Annotated in this window: 17 protein-coding genes; 9 read left to right on the top strand and 8 right to left on the bottom strand. The window is 42.0% G+C overall.

Features of this window, described 5'->3' with window-relative positions; genetic code table 11:
* Positions 1-118: 118 nt before the first annotated feature.
* Entirely contained in the window at positions 119-1852 is a 1734-nt protein-coding gene (locus C6Y45_RS01935) for a carbon starvation CstA family protein (protein ID WP_107583340.1), read from the bottom strand.
* 548 nt (positions 1853-2400) lie between these two features.
* Between C6Y45_RS01935 and C6Y45_RS01930 the strand changes: the two genes are divergently transcribed.
* A complete protein-coding gene (locus C6Y45_RS01930; RefSeq protein ID WP_107583339.1) occupies positions 2401-3993 on the top strand; it encodes a long-chain-fatty-acid--CoA ligase in 1593 nt (530 codons plus the stop codon).
* A 460-nt stretch (positions 3994-4453) separates the two neighbouring features.
* On the opposite strand, the gene C6Y45_RS01925 is transcribed toward C6Y45_RS01930, so the two are convergent.
* Positions 4454-7387: a SpoIID/LytB domain-containing protein gene (locus C6Y45_RS01925; protein ID WP_160058072.1), complete on the bottom strand. Its 2934-nt coding sequence runs from the start codon at positions 7385-7387 to the stop codon at positions 4454-4456.
* Between the two features lie 584 nt (positions 7388-7971).
* Here C6Y45_RS01925 and C6Y45_RS01920 point away from each other — a divergent pair.
* On the top strand, positions 7972-9333 hold the full coding sequence (locus tag C6Y45_RS01920; protein WP_245922475.1) for a DUF2254 domain-containing protein: 1362 nt from the start codon (positions 7972-7974) through the stop codon (positions 9331-9333).
* A gap of 378 nt (positions 9334-9711) precedes the next feature.
* Here the strand turns inward: C6Y45_RS01920 and C6Y45_RS01915 are convergent, their stop codons facing one another.
* Positions 9712-10668, bottom strand: coding sequence for a dimethylarginine dimethylaminohydrolase family protein (locus C6Y45_RS01915; RefSeq protein ID WP_107583336.1), 957 nt, complete (start codon positions 10666-10668; stop codon positions 9712-9714).
* A 176-nt stretch (positions 10669-10844) separates the two neighbouring features.
* Positions 10845-11435, bottom strand: a complete 591-nt coding sequence (locus tag C6Y45_RS01910) for a hypothetical protein (RefSeq protein ID WP_107583335.1) — start codon at positions 11433-11435, stop codon at positions 10845-10847.
* 775 nt (positions 11436-12210) lie between these two features.
* Here C6Y45_RS01910 and C6Y45_RS01905 point away from each other — a divergent pair.
* Positions 12211-13014, top strand: a complete 804-nt coding sequence (locus C6Y45_RS01905; protein WP_245922473.1) for a nitrilase-related carbon-nitrogen hydrolase — start codon at positions 12211-12213, stop codon at positions 13012-13014.
* 60 nt (positions 13015-13074) lie between these two features.
* Here C6Y45_RS01905 and C6Y45_RS01900 read toward each other — a convergent pair whose 3' ends face one another.
* Positions 13075-13440: a SpoIIAA family protein gene (locus C6Y45_RS01900; protein ID WP_107583334.1), complete on the bottom strand. Its 366-nt coding sequence runs from the start codon at positions 13438-13440 to the stop codon at positions 13075-13077.
* A gap of 188 nt (positions 13441-13628) precedes the next feature.
* Here C6Y45_RS01900 and C6Y45_RS01895 point away from each other — a divergent pair, with 188 nt between their 5' ends.
* From C6Y45_RS01895 to C6Y45_RS01880, 5 genes are all read left to right on the top strand, one after another.
* Positions 13629-14315 carry a response regulator transcription factor gene (locus C6Y45_RS01895; RefSeq protein ID WP_107583333.1) on the top strand — a complete coding sequence of 229 codons (687 nt, stop codon included), beginning with the start codon at positions 13629-13631 and terminating at the stop codon, positions 14313-14315.
* On the top strand, positions 14312-15676 hold the full coding sequence (locus tag C6Y45_RS01890) for a sensor histidine kinase (protein ID WP_107583332.1): 1365 nt from the start codon (positions 14312-14314) through the stop codon (positions 15674-15676). Before C6Y45_RS01895 ends, C6Y45_RS01890 begins: the two co-directional genes overlap by 4 nt.
* Entirely contained in the window at positions 15673-16368 is a 696-nt protein-coding gene (locus C6Y45_RS01885) for a PepSY domain-containing protein (protein ID WP_107583331.1), read from the top strand. The genes C6Y45_RS01890 and C6Y45_RS01885 overlap by 4 nt, the downstream gene beginning before the upstream one ends.
* 147 nt (positions 16369-16515) lie before the next feature.
* Positions 16516-16683 (top strand): PepSY domain-containing protein, encoded by a 168-nt coding sequence (locus C6Y45_RS17255; protein WP_160058071.1) that lies wholly within the window; start codon positions 16516-16518, stop codon positions 16681-16683.
* A 292-nt stretch (positions 16684-16975) separates the two neighbouring features.
* Positions 16976-17179, top strand: a complete 204-nt coding sequence (locus C6Y45_RS01880) for a hypothetical protein (RefSeq protein ID WP_107583330.1) — start codon at positions 16976-16978, stop codon at positions 17177-17179.
* A 199-nt stretch (positions 17180-17378) separates the two neighbouring features.
* Here the strand turns inward: C6Y45_RS01880 and C6Y45_RS01875 are convergent, their stop codons facing one another.
* The 3 genes from C6Y45_RS01875 to egtB all read right to left on the bottom strand — a co-directional run bounded on the left by C6Y45_RS01875 (position 17379) and on the right by egtB (position 19789).
* Positions 17379-17594 (bottom strand): methionine aminopeptidase, encoded by a 216-nt coding sequence (locus C6Y45_RS01875; RefSeq protein WP_107583329.1) that lies wholly within the window; start codon positions 17592-17594, stop codon positions 17379-17381.
* 182 nt (positions 17595-17776) lie between these two features.
* On the bottom strand, positions 17777-18508 hold the full coding sequence (locus tag C6Y45_RS01870) for an MOSC domain-containing protein (protein ID WP_107583328.1): 732 nt from the start codon (positions 18506-18508) through the stop codon (positions 17777-17779).
* A gap of 36 nt (positions 18509-18544) precedes the next feature.
* Complete coding sequence (gene egtB, locus C6Y45_RS01865) at positions 18545-19789, bottom strand: ergothioneine biosynthesis protein EgtB (RefSeq protein ID WP_107583327.1); 1245 nt, start codon at positions 19787-19789, stop codon at positions 18545-18547.
* A 238-nt stretch (positions 19790-20027) separates the two neighbouring features.
* Here egtB and C6Y45_RS01860 point away from each other — a divergent pair, with 238 nt between their 5' ends.
* Positions 20028-20570: a general stress protein gene (locus C6Y45_RS01860; RefSeq protein ID WP_160058070.1), complete on the top strand. Its 543-nt coding sequence runs from the start codon at positions 20028-20030 to the stop codon at positions 20568-20570.
* Positions 20571-20797: the final 227 nt, after the last annotated feature.

The following is a 20797-nucleotide window of genomic DNA, read 5'->3' as shown; positions in this document are numbered from 1 at the left end:
AAAAATACTTTATCAACAGCCTGAAAGCCTGTCAGGAAAACCTGACAGGCTCTGATAATTGTAAAGTGTTCAATTTTTCATTTGAAAAGCACCTTAAATAATTCGTTATTTAACCATCTTAATTGTTATCCGCCGGAGTATCTGATTTTCCTGCGAGAACTGAAATAGCCGTCACAGCAATCCAGAGGGCAAAAACAAAGTTTACTGCTCCGATAATGAAAAGAAGCATATTTGATTCTGTCCCCCACCATGACCATGTAAACAATACTTGCTGAAAAAGAGCGTACATTGTCATAAAGAGCAGGAATACCATCGGGACGAAAGTAATGATATAGTTTCGCCCGAGTCGTTTCAACCAAACGGATATAAGCAGAAGACTGATACCTGCCAGCAGCTGATTGGATGTACCGAACAGCGGCCAGAGCAGGTAACCTCCGGAACCGAACCCTTGAGGTCCTTCAGGTATTAGGACAAGTGCCGCTGTAGAACCAACAGCAATGAATGTTGCAACGTGTTTTTTCGTTAAAGCCGGTACTTTGTATTCTGTACCAAGCTCTGCAATTATATAGCGCATCAGGCGGACAGCAGTATCCAGTGTAGTAGCCGCAAAACTTACTACGATGATGGACACTATTGTCGTTGCAACTCCTGCCGGAATACCAAGACCGCCCGCCAGAACTGCTGCACCTTCTACGAAGTTCCCGAGTCCAATCGCATTGGCTTCTGTAAAGCTGGAGTAAGCGCCTGTAAACTCATTCATATTCGCAAAAAGTGTAACTACGGCGAGAGTGGATATAAGTGCCAGCACCCCTTCACCAACAGCACCGAAATAACCGACAAACCGGGCGTCGGTTTCTTTATCCAGTTGTTTGGAAGAAGTCCCTGAAGAAACCAGCCCATGAAATCCTGAAATTGCCCCACATGCTATCGTAATAAAGAGTAATGGGAGCCAGGACGTTTCTGCACCCGTATTTGTAGCAGGGGCAGTAATTTCCGGATTAGTCAGGAAAAGACCTGCGTAAAGAATCAGCAGCCCAACAACAAGCTGATGGGAGTTAATAAAATCCCTCGGCTGTAAAAGTTTCCAGACTGGAAGCATGGAAGCAATGTAAACATAAATAAGGAGAATAATGATCCAAATGAAAAACGCTGTTGATACAGCCCCCAGTCCAAACAGACCGGCTGCTCCTTCCCCGCCCATATACTGCACGAGATCAATCTGCATTAACGGAATCTCACTTGCAAATATGGCAGTTCCATACATTACTGCTAAAGCAATAAGCGACGGAACGAGCATTTTAATATTCTTTTTATATACGGCGTATCCGATCCAGATTGCTAAAGGAATCTGAATAAATACCGGTAGTACACTTGCCGGATATGTAATGAATAAGTTGGCAATCACCCACGCAAATACGGCATTTACCATAAGTACCAGAATTAAAATGATAAACAAAAATAAAATTTTCGCCCGCTGGCCGATCAGCTTGTTCGCGAGCGTACCGATAGACTGTCCTTTGTTTCTGACAGAAAGAGCAAGGGTTCCAAAATCGTGCACCCCTGCAGCGAACACTGTTCCGAGTACTATCCACAGCACAGCGGGGAGCCATCCCCAGTAAACGGCTATCGCCGGTCCGAGAATCGGTGCAGCTCCGGCAACGGAGGTAAAATGGTGGCCCCATAGAACAAATTTGTTTGTTGGTACAAAGTCTACACCATCTTTATACCGATGTGCTGGAGTTACATAATCCGGATCCAGCCGAAAAATGCGTTCTGCTACAAATTTTGAATAATAACGGTAACCAAGTGCAAATACAATCAAACCTACAATAGCTACTAAAATAGCCGGCATACGTCATCCTCCTCTGTAACTAGTTTACTACGGTGAAATTCCCCTCCTTTAAAAACGCTTCCATAAAAGAAGCAGTCTATTATCAATTCTAGCAATAAATCTGTATTTGTAAATGATTTCGAAAATTTAAACAAATCAGTCGTGGTTAGATTTCTTCCCTTGAAATATTTTCAGTAATGCCACAGGTTTTCCCTTCCTATTGTTTGAAGCAGTCTTCTCCTGATTTAAAATTGTCAAAATTTTATTGACGGTCTTGTCAAAAACAGATACGCTCAAATTAGGCCTCCGTATATAAGCGTTATTTATCTTTCCTCTTCCCAATGGACCATTTCAAACCCTTACCGTCTTTCACGGTGTATAAAATTTTAAAAATTTTCAACCAATTTAATTCTATTTCAAGGCCTTCCTTTATGGACACTGTGTCCGTCCACGGCAGTTGGAATAAGCCGTCGGCATCTCCAAAAACATCATGGAGCTTACACCGGCTCTTTATGAAAGCGTTATCAGACAGGCGGCCGGCTTTTATTTTTTACTTAGGAGGTATTTATATGCATGTACCATTAATTTTGACAGACTTTCTTGATCGGGCTGTGAAGTATTACTCTAATAAAACGGCAGTTATTGATGGAGAAAGAAGACTCACTTATAAGGAGGTTGCCCAGCGTGTCCAGAAGCTGACAAGAGGACTCCAGTCTCTCGGCATTGAAAAAGGAGACCGCGTTTCCTACCTGGCTCCAAACTCGCTTGAAATGTTCGAAGGATTTTATGGGGTCTTTCAGGCCGGAGGAGTTATGAATTCCCTTAATACCCGTTTGAAACCGGAAGATTATATTTTCATATTAAATCATGCGGAATCAAAAGTGCTTTTTGTAGATCACGTCCTTTATGAAAGAATCAAAGGTATAAAAGATCAGCTGGAAACAGTCGAAACTTTTATCGTTCACGGAATGGAAGAAGATAAAGGTGAAGATCTTTCCTATGAAAAGTGGCTTGCAGGGTTTAAGGACTCTCCGGCAGAAAGAGCCCCACTTGAAGAGAACGATCTGGCCTGTCTATTATACACAAGTGGTACAACCGGGAATCCGAAAGGAGTTATGCTTACCCACAGAAGCAGCTACCTGCACGCTCTGACTACAATGCACCATCTTAGGGTAAGGGACGATGATACGCTTCTCCATGTTCTGCCAATGTTTCATGTCAATGGCTGGGGATCTCCTTTTTATTATACTGCCAATGGATGTACACAGGTTATGCAGCGGGAAATGGATGGACATTCTATTCTGGAAAACGTCAAATCTGAAGGGGTGACTGTCATGCACATGGCACCCACGGTCCTTAACATGGTTATAGAATCATACGGCAGCTTAAAAGATCCTTATAAACTGGATCAAGAACTTCGGATAGTTATTGCAGGATCAGCCCCTCCTCCAGCTTTCGTGAAACGAATCGAAGAAGATCTTAAATGGGAATTCATTCAAGTTTATGGTATGACAGAAACTTCTCCGCTCGTAACAACTTCCCAGTTACTTACAGAACAAAAAGATCTTGCTCCGGAAGACAAGCACCGGCTTAAAGCTAAGCAGGGATATGAAATGATCGGGAGTGATGTAAGGGTAGTTAACGATGAAGGGGAAGACGTTCCCTGGGATGGGAAATCAGCCGGGGAAATCGTCGTCCGGTCGAATAATGTAATGGAAGGATACTGGAAAAATCCTGAAGCTACAGCTTCTACTATAAGGGATGGTTTTTTCCACACTGGAGATATGGCTAATGTAGATGAAGGAGGATATGTTGAAATTGTAGATCGAAAAAAAGATGTAATCATCAGCGGTGGAGAAAATATATCTTCTATAGAAGTCGAAGGAGTTCTATACGAACATCCCGCCGTACTCGAAGCAGCAATTATTTCTGTTCCTCACGAAAAGTGGGGTGAAGCTCCTCATGCAATTGTTGTTCTTCGGGAGGAAGCCGAGGTAACCCAGGATGATCTAATTCAATTTGCGCGGGAGCATATGGCTCACTTTAAAGTTCCTAAAGGGATTACCTTTACAGATGCCCTGCCGAAAACAGCTTCTGGTAAAATACAAAAAGTGCAGCTGCGCAAACCATTCTGGGAAGGAAAAGACCGGTTTATAAACTAACGAACCTCTTAATAAGTAAAACTTACTGAAGAATTTTAAGAGCTTTCAATAGTCCTGAACCCCACCGAATAAATTCAAGGTGCTTTATTATTTATTTTTAAAGGGAGACTACCAGTAATCTGAGCAGGAGTGCCCTTTTTCATCTTCGGGTATTTTTCCCGATATTTCCATTCTCCTCACTGTACACGGTCTTTTCGATATGGATCGTTCATCGCTGCTGTAAACATTAATCTGCCTCCCTGATCTTTGTCGGTTCTGTTTATCTTTGTATTCGTGAATACGGGAACCTTGGCAGACTTGCGGCTTTAATTATGTTAGATATACCCGGAATTTCACCTGGTTCATTTATTCAGAACCAAATTATGAATATCTGGTTTACTGAAGGTTATTTGACCGTAACAAAATAAAAGGTTTCCGGATTTTAAGCCGGAAACCTTTTATCGTTTTTTTCTATTATCGTTTATAATAGTATGTCCTCTTCCAAATATATAACTTCGCTTCCATCCGCCACCCGCAGCTCGATTATGAATTCTCCAGTTAGACCTTCGCTGTCCCAGTTTACTTTGCTGCTTCCTGCTTTGTCCCATGTTCTTTCTTTAATATCTTTTACTTTGTTGCCTTGACTGCCATAGACAGCAGCCGAAACGTTAGCATTGTTATAGGTCGTATAATGCATTTCAACCTCTTCACTGTCAATTTTCATCTCATTCACTACTGCCAGTCCAATCTCAGGAATTTCCAGTGACTTTTCCTCATACACTACTTCATTTCCATCTGCTGCCCGAAGCTCAAATGTGTACTTGCCGGCGTAGGAGCCGGCCTCCCAGGTTACTGTATTTTCTCCAGCCTGGTCCCAGCTTCTTTCTTTCATCGTATCAACATGACTGCCGTCTTTATCGAATACTTCGATTGAAACATTGGCATTTTTCATCGTTTTATAAGTGAAGGATACTTTACGGTTTTCAAGATCCAAGGCTGCTTTAGTAACCAAATCCAGTCCCGGAATCTCCAGCGATTTTTCCTCATACACTACTTTACTTCCGTCTGCCGCCCGAAGCTTAAATGTATGCGTACCTGTATACGTCCCGGCATCCCAGGTTACTGTGTTTTTTCCAGCCTGATCCCAGCTTCTTTCTTTCACCGTATCAACTTGACTGCCGTCTTTATCGTATACTTCAATCGAAACATTGGCATTTTTCATCGTTTCATAGCTTACAAGTACTTCTCTGTCTTCCAGTTTAATATCATTGATTACAGCTGAAAGAGGAGAAGGAATTTCCACTGATTCTTCTTTAAAAATTACCTCGTTCCCGTCTGCTGCTCTTAATTGAACAATGTGGCCGCCATGCACATCTTCTACTTCCCATTCTATTTCATAGGAGCCGGCACTGTCCCACGATCTGGATTTTAATTCTTTTACTTTTTGTTCATTATTATCCAGAAGATCTATAGAAAGATTCGCACCAGTTTCGGAAGTAAAAGCAACGATAACTTTACCATCCTTGTATTCAACATTCGTCAGCTCAATCATGTCTTCCAGTTTTTTTAACTCTTCGATAGTGACTGTTTTCGTTTCATAGGCGACCTGCATACCATCTGCTGCTCTTAACTCAAAAGTAAATTCGCCTGAAAGCTCCCCAGGATCCCAGGAAATTGTTTCTTTCCCGGCCTTATCCCAGCTTCTGGATTTTAATTCTTCTATCAGTTCATCATTTTCGTCCAATATATTTATGGAAACATTACTGTTCCTTGCGGTTTCATACGTAATTTCTACTTTCCTGTCTTTTGAACTGATATCCATAGACTTTATTAATTGAGACAAGTCGTCGAAGCTGACTGATTTCGATTCATTTACAACGTTGCTGTCGGCATCAGCAGCTCTTACTGAAACGGTATATGTACCTTCCAGTTCAGATGCATCAAAACTGTAATTATTATCTCCGGCACTGAGCCAGGTACGTTCCTGAAGCGTCTCGACAATTTCTCCGTCTTTTTTCAAATGTACTTCTAAATTCCCCGACCTGGAAGTCGAAACCGTTACCCGCAGATCGTTACCGGGATTGACGTCTGCATAAAATTCTTTCAGAGACATTTTATCTTCTTTAGTCTCATCAGGTTCTGAAGGTACTTTCCAGCTTACGTTATCCGGATCGTATTGATCACCGTTATGTTCGATTAACGCATTAGGGAAGTAAAAAGCTAAAATACTTTGATCGCTGTAACCATTCAAAGCCCGTTGAATAGCCCCCCGCTGACTTAAACCTACCCCATGGCCAAGTCCTTTACCCTTCAACGAAATCGCATTGTTTGTAACCTTGACGTCAGTAATGACATGACTCCCCATGCCGCTTATACCTGAACCTAAAAGCTCAATGCGAAATTCATAAACAGGGGCTTTAAACTTCAAAGTAGAAGAACTTCCATTCTTCTCAACTAAAGCCTCAACCTGCATTAAAATCCTTTCGTTAGAAGCAAAATCAAGTGGAACAATATTAATGATATCTTTTACTTTTACTTCTCCACTTGAGAAATCATCTCCCCCGTGTCTTTTGACCAGGTTTTCAAATATTTTATAAACAGGAGAACCAGCATCCTTCCGCTTAATGTCGAAATTCCATTCAGGCTTAGGATCATAGTCATCGGTTCTCTTTTGCAAATATGGCAGGGAGCTTCCTCCCCATGCATTTACATTGGACTGGACGATTCCCCCATTACTGGCTGAATAAAATGTTTCAAACAGTTTGCCTTCGTAAGTGAGTACCTCTCCGACGGTTTCGTTCACAGCTTTGATACTGTTCGGCGCATCCAGAAGACCACCGTATACCTGATCGTTGGTCGTATCCTCCAAAGTTCTGTCCATTCTTGCCTGGGCAAAAGTTCTCGCAATTATAGCCTGTGCTTTCAGGGCTTCCAGTCCGCTGTTTCCTTGAGCGTCTGTATTTCCTGTGCTGTCACTCATTTCTCTTGGAACTACACCTTTCAAATAATCTTCAAATAAAAGGGTGTTTGTAGGAAGTACTGCATAGCTGCTCCCCCGTTTGTCTGACTGAAATTTCATGTTTCCAAGATAACTCTGATCGTTGATTTTAATATATTGATTTTCGTACTTTTCAGGGGTTAAAGTAAAACTCCTGCTTTCAGCTTTTTTCTCCGTCCCGTTCATAAACAGTATATTCTGACCGTCCGTCTTAACTTGATAATTTTTTCCTTCTTCCATTACAGTACCGTCTTCAAGATAATAATCACCTTTTAACTCGACATTAACGGATGAAGCGTTGTTTATATACTGCTTTAAGTCTACCGTTATTTCTTTCACTTCTGCTGAAGCGAAACCTCCAAACAAAAATAAGCTTAACAAAAAAGAAATAAATATCGTCCCAATAGTTCTTTTCATCTTCCCATCCCTTTCAATTCTTTTTACTAATCTGCTGTACTCCAGCATTACTTTAAAAAGCTGCAGCTGGAGAAATTCCCCCGCACCCGCAGTGAAATTTCTTCAAAATAGCAGCAGGGCAGTCTTGCCGCCTGTTCCCGTGAAAAGTAGCATCCCCCCCTATTATTTATTAACATTTAACGGAAAATAAAATTACTAATGCATCTTAATATTACAAAATACTTCCAAGTTATTATATCAATTTATAAGCTGTTGTGCTTAATTTTTTTCATTTTAGTGAACAATTTTCAGTAAAATGCCTCGCCCATTCGCTGGAACCGGTGATATCTGATACTTTAGAAGTGGCAGGGCACCACTTCATGACGACGAGTAGAAAATCATTTTACACAGGAGTAACGACCCCCTGTAAACAAAATCATCATTTCGAGTTTATTGAAGTTTTGGGAGCGGGTATGAGGGAAAAGTGCTTTTTAAATTTAATAGTTCTATTTGTATCATAGACTGCTGGAAATACAATTGCGGCTGCCAGCAGCTTTTAATGAACAATAATAAAACTAAATATGTTGAAACGGAGGAATTTTTCATTGTATAAATGGCTTCCTGAATCGTTGAGAAAATATTTTCAAATGAACAGACGGGAAAGAAAACATGAAATGCAGTCCACGCTATGGTACATGCCGCTATTATATATCACTCTTTCACTGCTTCTCGTTGCGGCTACACTGACAGCGGATATTTTAATGGAAGCTGAAACATATGTGCCGCCAATTATGCGGATCAGTGCAGAAGCTACGCAGGTTCTTGTCAGTACCCTGATCGGTGGTATTCTGACATTAAGTGCCTTCACGCTGAACTCCCTGCTTGTCTTCCTGACTACGTTCAGCGGACAATTTTCACCAAGAATGCTTCTTAATTTTGTATCAGATAAAAAAACGCAGCATGCCCTCGGTATATTCAACGGTAACTTTGTTTACGTGCTCGTTGTGTTTCTTTTTATCGGCAGCACCCAGAGAGAGGTATTCGCCGTTGTGCCGGCAGTTACGATATCTGTAACTTTCTTGTCATCGATAACGTTTATTTATTTTATTAACCATGCGACCACCTGGATGCAGGTGCACAATATTACTGACACCATGAAAAAAAATTCGCAGAAAATAATTAAAACGACGCTTAGCGAAGAGCTGGAAGTTTATCGTACGAAAGAGCCCGGATACATTATGAATGAAGAAAAATCTAAAGAAACTTTCGTTCCGGCTGAACGTAACGGTTATATTCAGCTTATCGACTACCGCAAAATGATTGAACACGCCCGCAGAGACAATGTCATCATTCAATTTCATGTAAGTATGGGAGAGTATGTTCTTGAAGGAAATACACTTTTCAGCTACTGGGGTAAAAACGTTGAAGCAATCGATGAGAACCAATACTTCGACATGATCCGTATCGGTCATAAAGAGCTTGAAGTTCAGGATCTCCACCTTGGTATGCATAAACTTTCAGAAATAGCCGTTAAATCACTCGGTAACAATGACCCAAAAACTGTCATAAACAGTATTCATCAGATGGCAGAACTGATGCTGAACGTCGTCAGTCACGTTACTTTTACTCCGTACCTTGTCGATCACGACAGGCAGGTCCGGGTTATTCTCGTGTCGGAATCGTTTGAATCATATCTTCACAAAGGCTTTGGCTACATCCGTTTCTATGCCGGCAATGACCATTTAATAATCGCAGAAATGACAAAAGCATTCAGCAAGTTAGCCCCGGCTATTGACGAGCAGAAAAAGCAGGCAGTGTGGGATTTCATATACGATACAGCTTTGCATCTTGACCCGGACAAAATTTACCGGCTTGACCGTAAGTTTCTTTTGGAAGCTTTTAAACAGCTTGCTGACGAAACCGGACGGAAGGATGACTACCAAAAGATTGAGCTGCATTTTTCTTAGTTCCCTTCACCTGGAACAAATAATATTATAAGCTCATTTATATGCATATCTACTGCAGCTCCGGGTTAGTCTGTTGGACGCACACAAAATCCTGCTTCATCAGTCCCCCTGATTATGTCCAGGTCTGAGATTATTATTTTTCCGGGTGTACAGGTTTTCTCCTGCATTCAACTCTGACGCAGGGCCTGTCTTCAGCTGTTAGTCTCAGGCTTTGAAAAAAATCTTCCGACTTCGCTGAATTCCACCTTCGTCCATGCCGGACATTTTGGTAAAAACTTTTTATATAAACAAAAAGAATCGGAGAGCCCCCCTCTCCGATTCTCATCCAATAATTAACGTTTCAAAGTATAATTTCCACTTCGGCCTGTATCCTTTTTATTAACTTATAGCTGTATCTCTTCTCAAAAATGCTGTCATACAATGGACCGCCCCCCACCCTTTCAGAAGTTCAGACAACTCTACTTCAATAACTTCTATTTGATGAGATTCGAAGACTGCTTTGGAGTCCGGACACCCTGCAGGCATTACAATTTTCCCAGGTTCCAGTACTATGAAATTAAGCGCCATCCCGTTTTTAATTTCTTCAATATTAGTCACTTCAATCAATTCAATACCTTTATTCATCAGTAATTCAGCAGTATCATATGCTAAATGCCAAGGAAATACAGCAAGTTTCCTCTTATCCACCATGTTCATAAATCCATCGAGATGAATGGATCCGTACGGTACAGGGGTACGGATAATTTCTGTTACTCCAATGCTTCGGAGTTCTCTTTCCACCTGATGAGCTCCAGCTTCGTTGGTCCGGCTTCCTGTCCCAAGTATGACCGTCTCCCTGTCGATCCACATTGCATTGGCTCCTTCAAAAAAACCTTCCCCATTGATCGTTTTAATAACAGGAACACCCAATTTGATGAATTTTTCTGCCACTGCCTTTTCTTCGCCACGCCGGGAAGACACCGCCGGACGTGAAAGGATTGCACCCTCCGGCGTCATAAGCATTAAATCCCGCATAAACATTGCATTGGGCCTGTCTATCCGCTGATTTTCCACATAATGAACCTCTACTCCCTTATCTCTGTATACTTCCGTGAGTTTGTCGTGTTCCCGCCGAGCCTTCTCTGGATCGATTACTCCCCGAAAACGATATTTTTCCACCGTTTCTGCTGTCATTCCTTCAATTTCCCGGCCCGGCCTGTGCATAAGCACCGCACGAAGCTTTCCTGTTTCCGAATCACAATACCAGTTCCCCCATAAATCTCTCATCTCATCAGAAAAAGATTTTTCTGACGGGAACCACCTTTCTCCCTGCACTTTCACTTTTTCTCTCCTCATGACAAGCCTCCCCATTCATTTACAACAATAAATTTTCCGGCCATTACATCTTTAACTATTAAAGAACCAGTCTTCAACGTTTGAAAAAAGTGGTTTTTGATCGTTAGTTGAAACTCTAATGATTGAATAGTATATAGATCCGGGGTTTCACTACACGTAAAAGAGTTTATATTGAGCTATCTTAATATCTCTCCCCCGTGCTCTTCCACTGATCGGAATATACGCTGCCTGTAAGTAACAAGTTCACTGTTCATGCTGAGTTCATACCGCTGCCCTACCGAAAAAAATAATTCTATTGATTCATAGGAAGCACGGTCTCCTTCTTCGTTAATGTGAAGAGCAATTTGGTCGATTTCCTCCCAAGCATAGTGGTTTTCTTCGAAGGAAAAGAGAGGATTGACTGAAAACCCTTCGTCATCAAAATAATAGTAGTGCATCATCCCTGAAAAAGCTATAGGCAGAGCCATAAGGGCGATCAAAAGAAAGGCAGCGCCACCTACTATTGGATGCATTCGCTTCCATATTTTTTTCGTCGAGAAATAAATGATCGCTGCAACCGGAATAACCAGAAAGCTGCCTATAACGATAATGTAAGAAAGAGCCGGCCTGGAGAGCAGCCACTGATCCTGATTATAGAAAAATATTTCCTGAAAAAGCAGCACAATTACAATGGGCATCATCACAGCCATTAATACTGCAAGAATAGCTGTAACTACTATCCCTTTGTCGATATCGTCATAATCTATCATATCCAAAAATCCCCGCATCTTCCCCCGCCTTTCCCCTTTTTATCCTACGTTACTGCTTCTATACAGGCTGTCCTGCTCCGCTGTAACCCCTGCTGTACCCACATATCAGGCCAGACTTATGAAAACCTTCTCACTCTGGTAAATTCAATTTAATCACAGCGATTAAAATTAACTACAGCATTCATGGCCTTCATTATATAAAACTTTGCTATGTTAAAGTTCGCGGCTCTTACGTAAACATGGGAAAATCAAACTTGTTTTTTATTAGAAAAGCGTCTTCTCTCTCCCTGAGTCACAACCCGGAGCTTTAACAGAGATACTCATGCGTAATCACTGCACAATGACAGATGAAAGGACGAGGTCTTTTTGTCATAAGCTGTAGTGGACACGAAGGGACTTCAGAGCGATGATGGCCTAGTCGAAGATCCATCCAACCGATCACAGGAGGATGGAATCCGCTGAGGCCTGTCCGCTCGGGAAGCCTCTCCATGGAAACGAAAGTGGACGTTCAATTTTTATTTTCAAAGCAGCTTAAAACTTAATCAGATTGGATCTATATAACATAAAGAGTTCTGTAAAAAAATCAGGCCCTGCTGAATTTGCCGGCTGATTTAATAATGGATGCGCTTTCTTCATCTGCTGCAGAGCTACTTCAAGGCAGAGCTGATCATTAAAACTGTTTTGGTTCTTTATTTATTATAGTATATAATAATTCACATCTGAATAAGCTTATATCTTCTTAATCCGTCAATTGTTACTAAGTCGGATTAGACGGCAGGAAAGGATGGAAATCATGATACGAACTGCAGCTTTACAATTACATGTAAAACCAGGAGATACTGTGGAAAATTTCAATAAAGCTGCCGGCTGCATAAGAGAAGCGGCTGCTAAAGGTGCAGATTTAATAGTACTCCCTGAACTTCCAATTACTGGGTACGGACTTACCGAAGAAAATTACCACTCTCTCGCCGAAGCCTTCTCTGGAAGTTTAATTACTTCTTTTCAGGAGCTGGCCAGGGAGCTTCAGACAGTTCTTGTTGTTCCCTTTGCAGAAAAATACGAAAGCCGCCTGTTTATTTCTGCTGCCATTATTGAGCGCACCGGAAGTCTTCTTTCCGTCTACAGGAAATCTTTTTTATGGGGAAACGAAAAGCGGATATTTTCTTCAGGTAAAAAATGCTATAAGCCGGTGGAGACTTCTTTAGGTAAAATCGGCATTTTAATTTGTGCCGACGCTGAATTCCCTGAACCAAGCCGCCTTCTTGCTCTCCAGGGGGCAGATTTGATCGTTGTCCCTTCAGTATGGAGTTTAGAGGCCGAAAGCCGGTGGGACATCCAGCTGCCGGCACGGGCTCTTGATAACACAGTGTTTGTTATGGGAGTTAACACTGTACACGAAGGCAGCTGTGGAAAAAGTAAATTCGTGCGCCCTGATGGAGCAGTACTGAAAGAAGCTCCCCGTGATGGGGAAAGCTTGCTGATTGAAGATCTCGATTTTACTATCATTAAAAACATTAGAAAAGCTGTCCCCTATCTGCAGGACCTCCCAGCCTCCTTTTACAACTTCCCACTAATTGAAAACAACCCGGAAAATTGACTTCTTTAATTTTCCGGGTTGTTTTATGGTGTAAGCCGCACTCGGTGCCGTTTTAACTATTTATTTAGAAGGCTGTCGAAGCCATTCTCTCGCTTTTTCCAAATCCTCTGTTCCGAACGTCCTGAAATTAGCTTTAGTAAAAGCATCTCCGGCTTTAACCAGCCCTGAGGCTGCAGAGGAATCTGTAACGAGAGCATATTTCTCAACATTTTTTAAGTCATCCTTCAAAAAACCGAAATAATCCTTGAAGGAACTCAGGTTGCCGGTCGGCATCTTTTCCGTGTATTCGAGCATTCTGATTTTACCATGAGTTTCGATCAGTCTCCTGACTTCTTTGAGCATTTCTTCTTCTTCCTCTGCAGAAATTTTTCCTTCTATTTCATATTCCAGAATATCTCCTTCACTCGTGCTGAGCTTTTTAAGCATTTAATTTCTCCTCCTTTTTGAACTATTATTCCCTATTTTTAATCATATTCAAACACAAGTAAACCGCCAGCTCAAAAACTCTGTTTAAAAAATTGCATTTCTCTCTGGAAAAGCGTATACACTTAATCATAGCAGTCTTTTTTTGCAGTCAACTTACGGGGCTGCTGCAGCCCGGGAAGAAGGGAACTATGAGCGAAAAAATTCTAATAGTGGAAGACGAACAAAAAATAGCCCGTGTACTGCAGCTGGAGCTGGAATACGAAGGGTATGCAGCCGAATCAGTTTATGACGGCATGGAGGCCTGGCAGCAAATACAAAATAACGATTACAGTCTGTTTATTTTGGACGTTATGCTCCCCGGATTAAGTGGGATAGAACTGCTCCGAAGAATCCGGAGAACAAACAAGGACATTCCTGTTTTAATGCTTACAGCAAGAGATGCCACCGTCGATAAAGTGACCGGGCTTGACCAGGGCGCAGATGATTATGTTACTAAACCATTTGATATGGAAGAGCTTCTCGCACGTGTCCGGGTGCTTATGCGGAGAAACAGCAGGAAATCCGCAGATGAAAAACTTCAATTTCAGGAGGTGGAAATCAATCTCCCACGCCGTGAAGCAAAGCGTGGTTCTGAAAAGCTGGATTTAACACCACGGGAATATGATCTTCTTGTATTTCTTATGGAAAACCCTTACCGGGTCCTATCCAGAGATCAACTGTTGGAAAGAGTGTGGGGTTTTGACTATCAAGGTGAAACGAACGTTGTGGATGTTTATATACGCTACCTCCGACAGAAACTTGATAAGCCATTTTCTGTACATTATCTACACACTGTCCGCGGCGTCGGGTACGTACTTAAGGAAGAAGACAGATGAAGCTTGCCCAGCGCATGACACTTTATTCAACCGGTCTACTTTTTTTAATACTTTTAGCTGTCAATATAGGAATTTACTTTGTGTTTCAGCAGAATCTGCTGGAAGGAGAAAAAGATCGGACGCTTGAGCAGGCACAAGCTATTACAGCAGCTGTGAGTGCACAGCCTGACGAAAATCCCACATCTTTTATCGAATCCTATGTTTCCGGAAATGGTATGCTTCGCATAATCAGTCCTGAAGGAAGCAGTCTCTTGACGGTAACAACTCAAAATACAGAAATTACTGCCATCCCTGCAGGTGATCCTAACCCCGGTAGAGAGAGAACACGGGCTTTTGAATTTGACGGGGTTTCCTATGCCTCTGCAGAAGTTCCCTTATTATGGGAAGATGGAGCCGTTGTAACCCTTGAAGTGACAGAACCAATGGCAATGTATGAAGAAACACTGCAGATTCTTCAGTTTGTTTTAATTTTTGCCACTGCTGTAATTCTTTTCCCCTCTTTTCTCGCAGCAAGATCATTAAGCCGCTTCATTTTACGACCTGTACAGGCGCTTGTCAGTACAATGAAACAAATTGAACAAAAGGGAACGTTTCAGAAGATTCCTCTTGACCAGAAACGAAGCGATGAGTTTGCGGATATGGGCCAGACTTTTAACCATATGATAGACCTTCTTCGGGAAAACTATGAAAAACAGCAGCAGTTTGTTTCAGATGCTTCCCACGAATTAAAAACCCCTTTAACAATCATTTACAGTTATGCTCAACTGTTGAAACGCCGGGGGATGGACAAACCTGAAATTTTTAATGAGTCCGTAGAAGCTATTTCTTCCGAAGCTGCACGCATGAAAGAGCTGACTAATCAAATGCTGGCTCTTGCTTCCGGGGAAAATGCTGCAGTTGAGAAAAAAGTTCTTTCTCCTGCACCTCTTTTTCGGGACACTGCAAGACAGCTTGCACTTGCTTATGACCGGAACATTATAACTGATGCAGATGATAATACCTTCATTGAAGGTAATGAAATACAGATAAAACAGCTTGCTTATCTCCTGATAGAAAATGCGTTAAAATACAGTATGTCGGACGTATTTGTTTATGTGCGAAAACAAGGCGATTATGTCACAGTCGGAGTGCAGGATAAAGGCATTGGTATTCACGAAAAAGACCTTCCTTTCGTTTTCGACCGCTTTTACAGGGTGGATAAAGCACGGACCAGGTCAGGAGGAGGTACGGGACTCGGCCTCTCTATCGCTAAACAGATTACTGAATATCACGAGGGGAAGATCTATGTTGAAAGCCTTCCAGAAAAAGGTTCTAATTTTTATTCTGTCTTCCCTGCTGTAAAAAAGGAGCCGAAACTATGAGCCTTTCAATGAAAATTATTCTTTTGGTTCTCACAGCCGGCTCTCTTGTCTTAATTTACGTTCTTTTTGTACAGGAGGAAGAATCATTAGATAGTGCAGACGTGGCTGCTATGGTAGAAAACCGGTATCAGGCAGAAATAAAAGATTTTTCTTATGAAGAGGAAGGCTATCTAGTAGTTTTTCATACCTCTTCTGGGGAGTATAGAACACTTGTAGATCCCATCTCAGGAGAAATTCTGGAGATGGAGCTGACAAATATACATGAAGAAAGCAGCCCCGAAGAACAGTCCCTGTTACTTGAAGAGGAAATTCGCTCTATCACCGAAAATACCGTTTCCGGTGACGTGGATATATCTTCTGTTGAACTTCAGACAGAGGGTAACCCACCTCACTATGAAGTCATCTTCTCACTTGATAATCAGAAGGGAAGGCTCGAAATTGATGCCTACTCCGGTTCCGTCGAATTATTTTCTCTGGAGGAAGAAGCCCCCGTTCAACCGATGACTGAAGAAGAAGCATCAGAAATCGCTCTTTCTGAACATCCCGGTGAAGTAGATGATATCGACCTTGAAGAAGATAATGGACGACTCGTTTTTGAAATAGAAATTGAAAACGACAGTACGGGAGTGGACGCCGATATCGTTATCGACGCCTATACAGGAGAAATTATTTCTGTTGAATACGATGATTGATCCATACTTGTACTACTCAGCAACTGTTAAATTTTAAAATCTCATATGTTTCTCATCGAATTCTCATTTTAAGTTCATCGTCCTCTCATCTTTTCTGGATATATTAATAACATAACCAATAAACATTATTCAGAGGAGATGTTACAAATGAAAAAAACCTCTTATCCCTTGCTGCAGTATCTGTTATTGGAGGTACTACAGCTTACGCGGCTTCCGGCTCAGAAAGTGTACGAAGTTGAAGTTGAGTTTAGTGAAGACGATGTGGACATTTACATTAATCCTTTTACTGGAGAAGTGCTTTACGAGGCTCATTAAATAGAACATGGCGCTGCCGCTGATTTCCGGCAGCGCCTTGCTTGGTTTTACGAGACGTTATTCCATATAATCCAGAGAAAACTACTCTCGTAATCAAATGGCGCCGTGAAAGAATTGCTGAATTTCTGATTAACACCAGGTACTGTAACCTGCCTGTTTGTCCTGCGTATTCCTTTCTATTTTCATAATACAGAAGGAGGAAATAACAACCATTTTCTACATATAGGAAGGTTTTTCCTTTTCGCCAATAGAAATCCGTACTATGATGGAATCATATCAGGAGGGATTGAATATGAAGTTCGGCATGCGTAAACCGAGTATCAAGCGGTCACTGAAAGCAAGAACTACAGGGCGTGCGAAAAGATCGCTAAAAAAAGCTGTCTCCCCCGGCTATGGCAGAAAAGGGATGGGAGTTATAAAAAACCCTAAAAAGTCTGCCTATAATAAAGTGTATAAAAAAACTTCCTTCAGCTTCTGGGATTTGTTTAAAAAATAGGCTTTTGAGAGTATCTGCGTCTCTTTTTTCTTAGCACGCAGGCTGAAAGCGGATTTATTTTCCTGGCACTAACAGTGAACTTAACATAGCGCTATAGTAAGCTCTGTAACAATGTCATGTGCTTTTTTACTGATGCACAAATATCCGTCCCCCCTTCTGTGCGGCACAGATTGGAAGACGGATATTTGGGGTGGTTCAATCAGCTGATAACCTTCAATCTGTTCCAGTCTGTAAATTTTCCGGTCCCCTGGCAGCCGGCACATTTAGACGGTTCCACATAGTAATACTCATTCTGCAGAACCTTCTCCAACCCCCGCCCCCGGCATTCCGGACAAACACCCTTTTCCCTGCAGCGGGAAATTTTTCTTTCATACAATACATTTTGTTTACGGAAAACAAGCTTTTTTTCTTTCATGCTTCCAACCCCCTTCTAATTAAGATCAGGCGTCAGGTACCAGCACGTCCAGTTAATTATTTAAAAAACCTGACAGGGGTTCACTTTTCTGCATCGTCGATGTAAAAAAGAAGCCGGTCAGGTTTTATTATACAAATATAATTAACTTGTTTTTTAATTATAATACCCGTCAGACCATTATTTTAAACGTCTTTCAGTATTGTTTTGTCCCCCGTTTTTATTGTTCCTTTCTTTAAAACAGTACAGTACATACCAAAAACATTTTCTCTGTTATTGACCACAGTTTTCAGAAGAGACGGCGAGAGAAGGCCATCTTCTGGATCAACGTTTATTATCATGCACCGTTCACAGGGCCTTTTAATGAAAAGTTCTACTTCCGGTCCGATCTGAAGTTTCTTACCCGTCCACCCCTCTTCTGCGAATGGAATTTTGTTTTTCAGTGACAAAATAATATTCGGACGAAACCTCATTGCATCGAGCTTTTTCTTCCCCCATATCTCTTCCAGCCTGGATAAGGAAGCATCTGTAATTAAAAGGATATGCTCTTCTTCAATCGCTCCAGCCGGCACTAATTCCGGTTCGTACTTTTTAAAGGCGACATGGGTTGAAGAGCCTTTCTCAATTTCCTTTTTTAACTCCTCTCCGCCCCAGTTCATACGGTTCCCTGAAGGTGTAACAATTGTTACCTCTGGGAATTCCTCGTCCTTTTCCGCTCCGGTAAAAGCTGCTTTATATAGAGCCATTTGCTTAAACTGTGTAATTGTTAAGAACTTTCCTTCCCGGCTTTCATCGAGAAACACGTGGCTCCGGTCCCCGTACAAACCATAATTCATTACACGGGTGCTCATAACACATTCTCCGCCAAACGATTTTACCGGGTATCTTATAAGCTGTTGAATTGTTCCTGTTTCCATATCTGAATACTCCTTTAATTTCACGAACTCAGCATGTTACACATTGGCAGCCAGTCGGATTCCCATGCACTGCCATCGTTTTTCCGGAGGGAAAAAATTGCGGTACGTTCCGCGTATGTGTGTTTTAGGAGTAAAGGCAGAACCTCCCCGAAGTACCATCTGACTGTTCATAAACTTCATGTTGTATTCCCCGAGCGCCCCTTCCGGACGAGCCGCCTGCGGGTACGCCACGTAGGGACTTGCTGTCCATTCCCAGACGTATCCGGTGTGAAGATTCGACAACTGGCTGTTCTCCAGTCCAATCGTCTGTTCCAGACAGCACCCGTCGCTTACATCTTCTTTTAATGCATTTTCCCACTCGAATTCTGTTGGCAGCCTGGCACCTGCCCACCTGGCATACGCGTCCGCTTCAAAATAACTTACGTGCTGAACAGGAGCATCCAAGTTGATATTTTTGCGCCCTGTCAACGAAAAATGGGTCCACTTCCCACCAGATTTTTCCCAGTAAAGAGGGGCTTTCCAATTTTCCTGTTTTACAGCCGCCCAGCCATCCGACAGCCAGTAGTCCGGAGTTTCGTATCCTCCGTCATTTATAAATTGAATAAATTCTCTGTTCGATACCGGACGGTCTGCAATTTTATATGAATACACATAATGCCGGTGCTCCGGCTGTTCATTATCAAAAGAAAAATACTCGTCGTTCGTCCCGACAGTGATTACTCCTTCGTCAAAAGGAATCCAGTTCATTATTTCCGGAAGGCCGGTGATTGGACTGTCCCGAAACTGGGAACTGTACACCGGTTCTGACGGATTAACCGATAAATTAAATTTTGTATCTGTTATTAATAGTTCCTGATGCTGCTGCTCGTGCTGGATTCCAAGCTCCATCAAGTGGACCAGCTCCTTATCAGGTGCTGAGCTGTCCAGGAGCTTTTCCATATTTTTATCTACTTGCCTGCGGTATGTTTTTATTTCATCTACTGTCGGTCTCGTAATCAGACCGCGCATCGACCGGGGGAACGGACGGCTTATCGTTTCATAATAAGAATTAAAGAGCTTTCTGGCGTCTTTTAAGTAGTATTCATAACCTTCGATCCGCTGCTTCAAAATAAATTCTTCAAAAAACCAGGTAGTGTGGGCCAGGTGCCATTTCGGCGGACTCACATCTTCCACAGCCTGCACAACATAGTCTTCTTTTTCAAGAGGCTCCACAATTTTCTCTGACAGCTTTCTCATTGCCATAAATCGTTTTTTTAATATCTCCAGTTCCGTAACAGCCATAGTACCCTCCTTAATAAACTGAACTATTTCAGGACACGAAACTACTTTCTGCAGCTGATTAATCTTTTCCTGCTTTCGTTAGTAAAGTTTTATAAAATTTTGCTTGGTATCCAATCTCCTGCTGCTTTTTTAAACGTGATGATATGTTAGAGAATACATTACGAAAAAAGTTATTGTTTTACCGGACAGCTTCGATGGGAATAATGGAGTAAAGAGTGAATTATAAGGAGGGATATTTGTGAAACGAAGAGTTGCAGGCATTTATGAATCTGAAGAAGAGGCCAAAGAGTCTGTGGAAAACCTTCAAGTTGAAGGGCATCGACCGGAAGAAATCATAATTGTTGTAAATGATAAAGAAAAAACCGACTGGCTGCGTGACGAGACTTCTGCTAAAACAGAAAAGCTCGTGGAAAACCCTGAAGAGATTGAAGAATCACCGGAAGAAAAAATGTCCTTTATGGAAAAAATAAAAACTGCCTTTAAAGGACAGACGGAATTCAGCGGGGACACTTCTGCTAACGATGCAAAAGAGCCTTTTAACTTCACAGAACATGGTTTCCCTCAAGAGGAAGCCGAACGATATGCTGCTGAAATTAATAAAGGTAATATTGTTATATTGGCTCCTGCCGCTTCCGAAACCGCAGCCGACCAGCCAGCAGAAAACGAAGCGTCACCCGAACCCGGCCGGAGTGAAGAATCTATTGGTTCAGATTCATCTTCTGAGGGAGACGTTAAATTCACAGAAGACAAAGATTCTGAAGAAAAAAGTCCCGGTCGCTAGAAAACTTTTTATTTGCAGTCCACTTTAACCGCTGCTATTACTGACTCCGGTAAGTTTTTAACCCTTTCGTAAATCTTCATACAAAAGCGGCATCAGTTTCTACCGATGCCGCTTTTGCTTATTCACACTGGAGGGGACCCAACCATTTCTTGACTGTGCTCTGGTAACCTTCATTCCAGATTTCATCCTTAGACTACTTACTGGAGCGGTGTAACAGGCTTCAGTCT

It is taken from the genome of Alkalicoccus saliphilus, from assembly GCF_003044065.1.
GTDB lineage: Bacteria > Bacillota > Bacilli > Bacillales > Salisediminibacteriaceae > Alkalicoccus > Alkalicoccus saliphilus.
The sequence above is the reverse complement of the archived record's forward strand: the minus strand, read 5'-3'. Positions and strand labels throughout refer to the sequence as shown.

Excerpts from the sequence above, each read along its gene's own strand:
- C6Y45_RS01935 (WP_107583340.1), bottom strand. The coding sequence starts at position 1,852 with ATGCCGGCTATTTTAGTAGCTATTGTAGGTTTGATTGTATTTGCACTT.
- C6Y45_RS01930 (WP_107583339.1), top strand. The coding sequence starts at position 2,401 with ATGCATGTACCATTAATTTTGACAGACTTTCTTGATCGGGCTGTGAAG.
- C6Y45_RS01925 (WP_160058072.1), bottom strand. The coding sequence starts at position 7,387 with ATGAAAAGAACTATTGGGACGATATTTATTTCTTTTTTGTTAAGCTTA.
- C6Y45_RS01915 (WP_107583336.1), bottom strand. The coding sequence starts at position 10,668 with ATGAGGAGAGAAAAAGTGAAAGTGCAGGGAGAAAGGTGGTTCCCGTCA.
- C6Y45_RS01910 (WP_107583335.1), bottom strand. The coding sequence starts at position 11,435 with ATGCGGGGATTTTTGGATATGATAGATTATGACGATATCGACAAAGGG.
- C6Y45_RS01905 (WP_245922473.1), top strand. The coding sequence starts at position 12,211 with ATGATACGAACTGCAGCTTTACAATTACATGTAAAACCAGGAGATACT.
- C6Y45_RS01900 (WP_107583334.1), bottom strand. The coding sequence starts at position 13,440 with ATGCTTAAAAAGCTCAGCACGAGTGAAGGAGATATTCTGGAATATGAA.
- C6Y45_RS01895 (WP_107583333.1), top strand. The coding sequence starts at position 13,629 with ATGAGCGAAAAAATTCTAATAGTGGAAGACGAACAAAAAATAGCCCGT.
- C6Y45_RS01890 (WP_107583332.1), top strand. The coding sequence starts at position 14,312 with ATGAAGCTTGCCCAGCGCATGACACTTTATTCAACCGGTCTACTTTTT.
- C6Y45_RS01885 (WP_107583331.1), top strand. The coding sequence starts at position 15,673 with ATGAGCCTTTCAATGAAAATTATTCTTTTGGTTCTCACAGCCGGCTCT.
- C6Y45_RS17255 (WP_160058071.1), top strand. The coding sequence starts at position 16,516 with ATGAAAAAAACCTCTTATCCCTTGCTGCAGTATCTGTTATTGGAGGTA.
- C6Y45_RS01880 (WP_107583330.1), top strand. The coding sequence starts at position 16,976 with ATGAAGTTCGGCATGCGTAAACCGAGTATCAAGCGGTCACTGAAAGCA.
- C6Y45_RS01875 (WP_107583329.1), bottom strand. The coding sequence starts at position 17,594 with ATGAAAGAAAAAAAGCTTGTTTTCCGTAAACAAAATGTATTGTATGAA.
- C6Y45_RS01870 (WP_107583328.1), bottom strand. The coding sequence starts at position 18,508 with ATGGAAACAGGAACAATTCAACAGCTTATAAGATACCCGGTAAAATCG.
- egtB (WP_107583327.1), bottom strand. The coding sequence starts at position 19,789 with ATGGCTGTTACGGAACTGGAGATATTAAAAAAACGATTTATGGCAATG.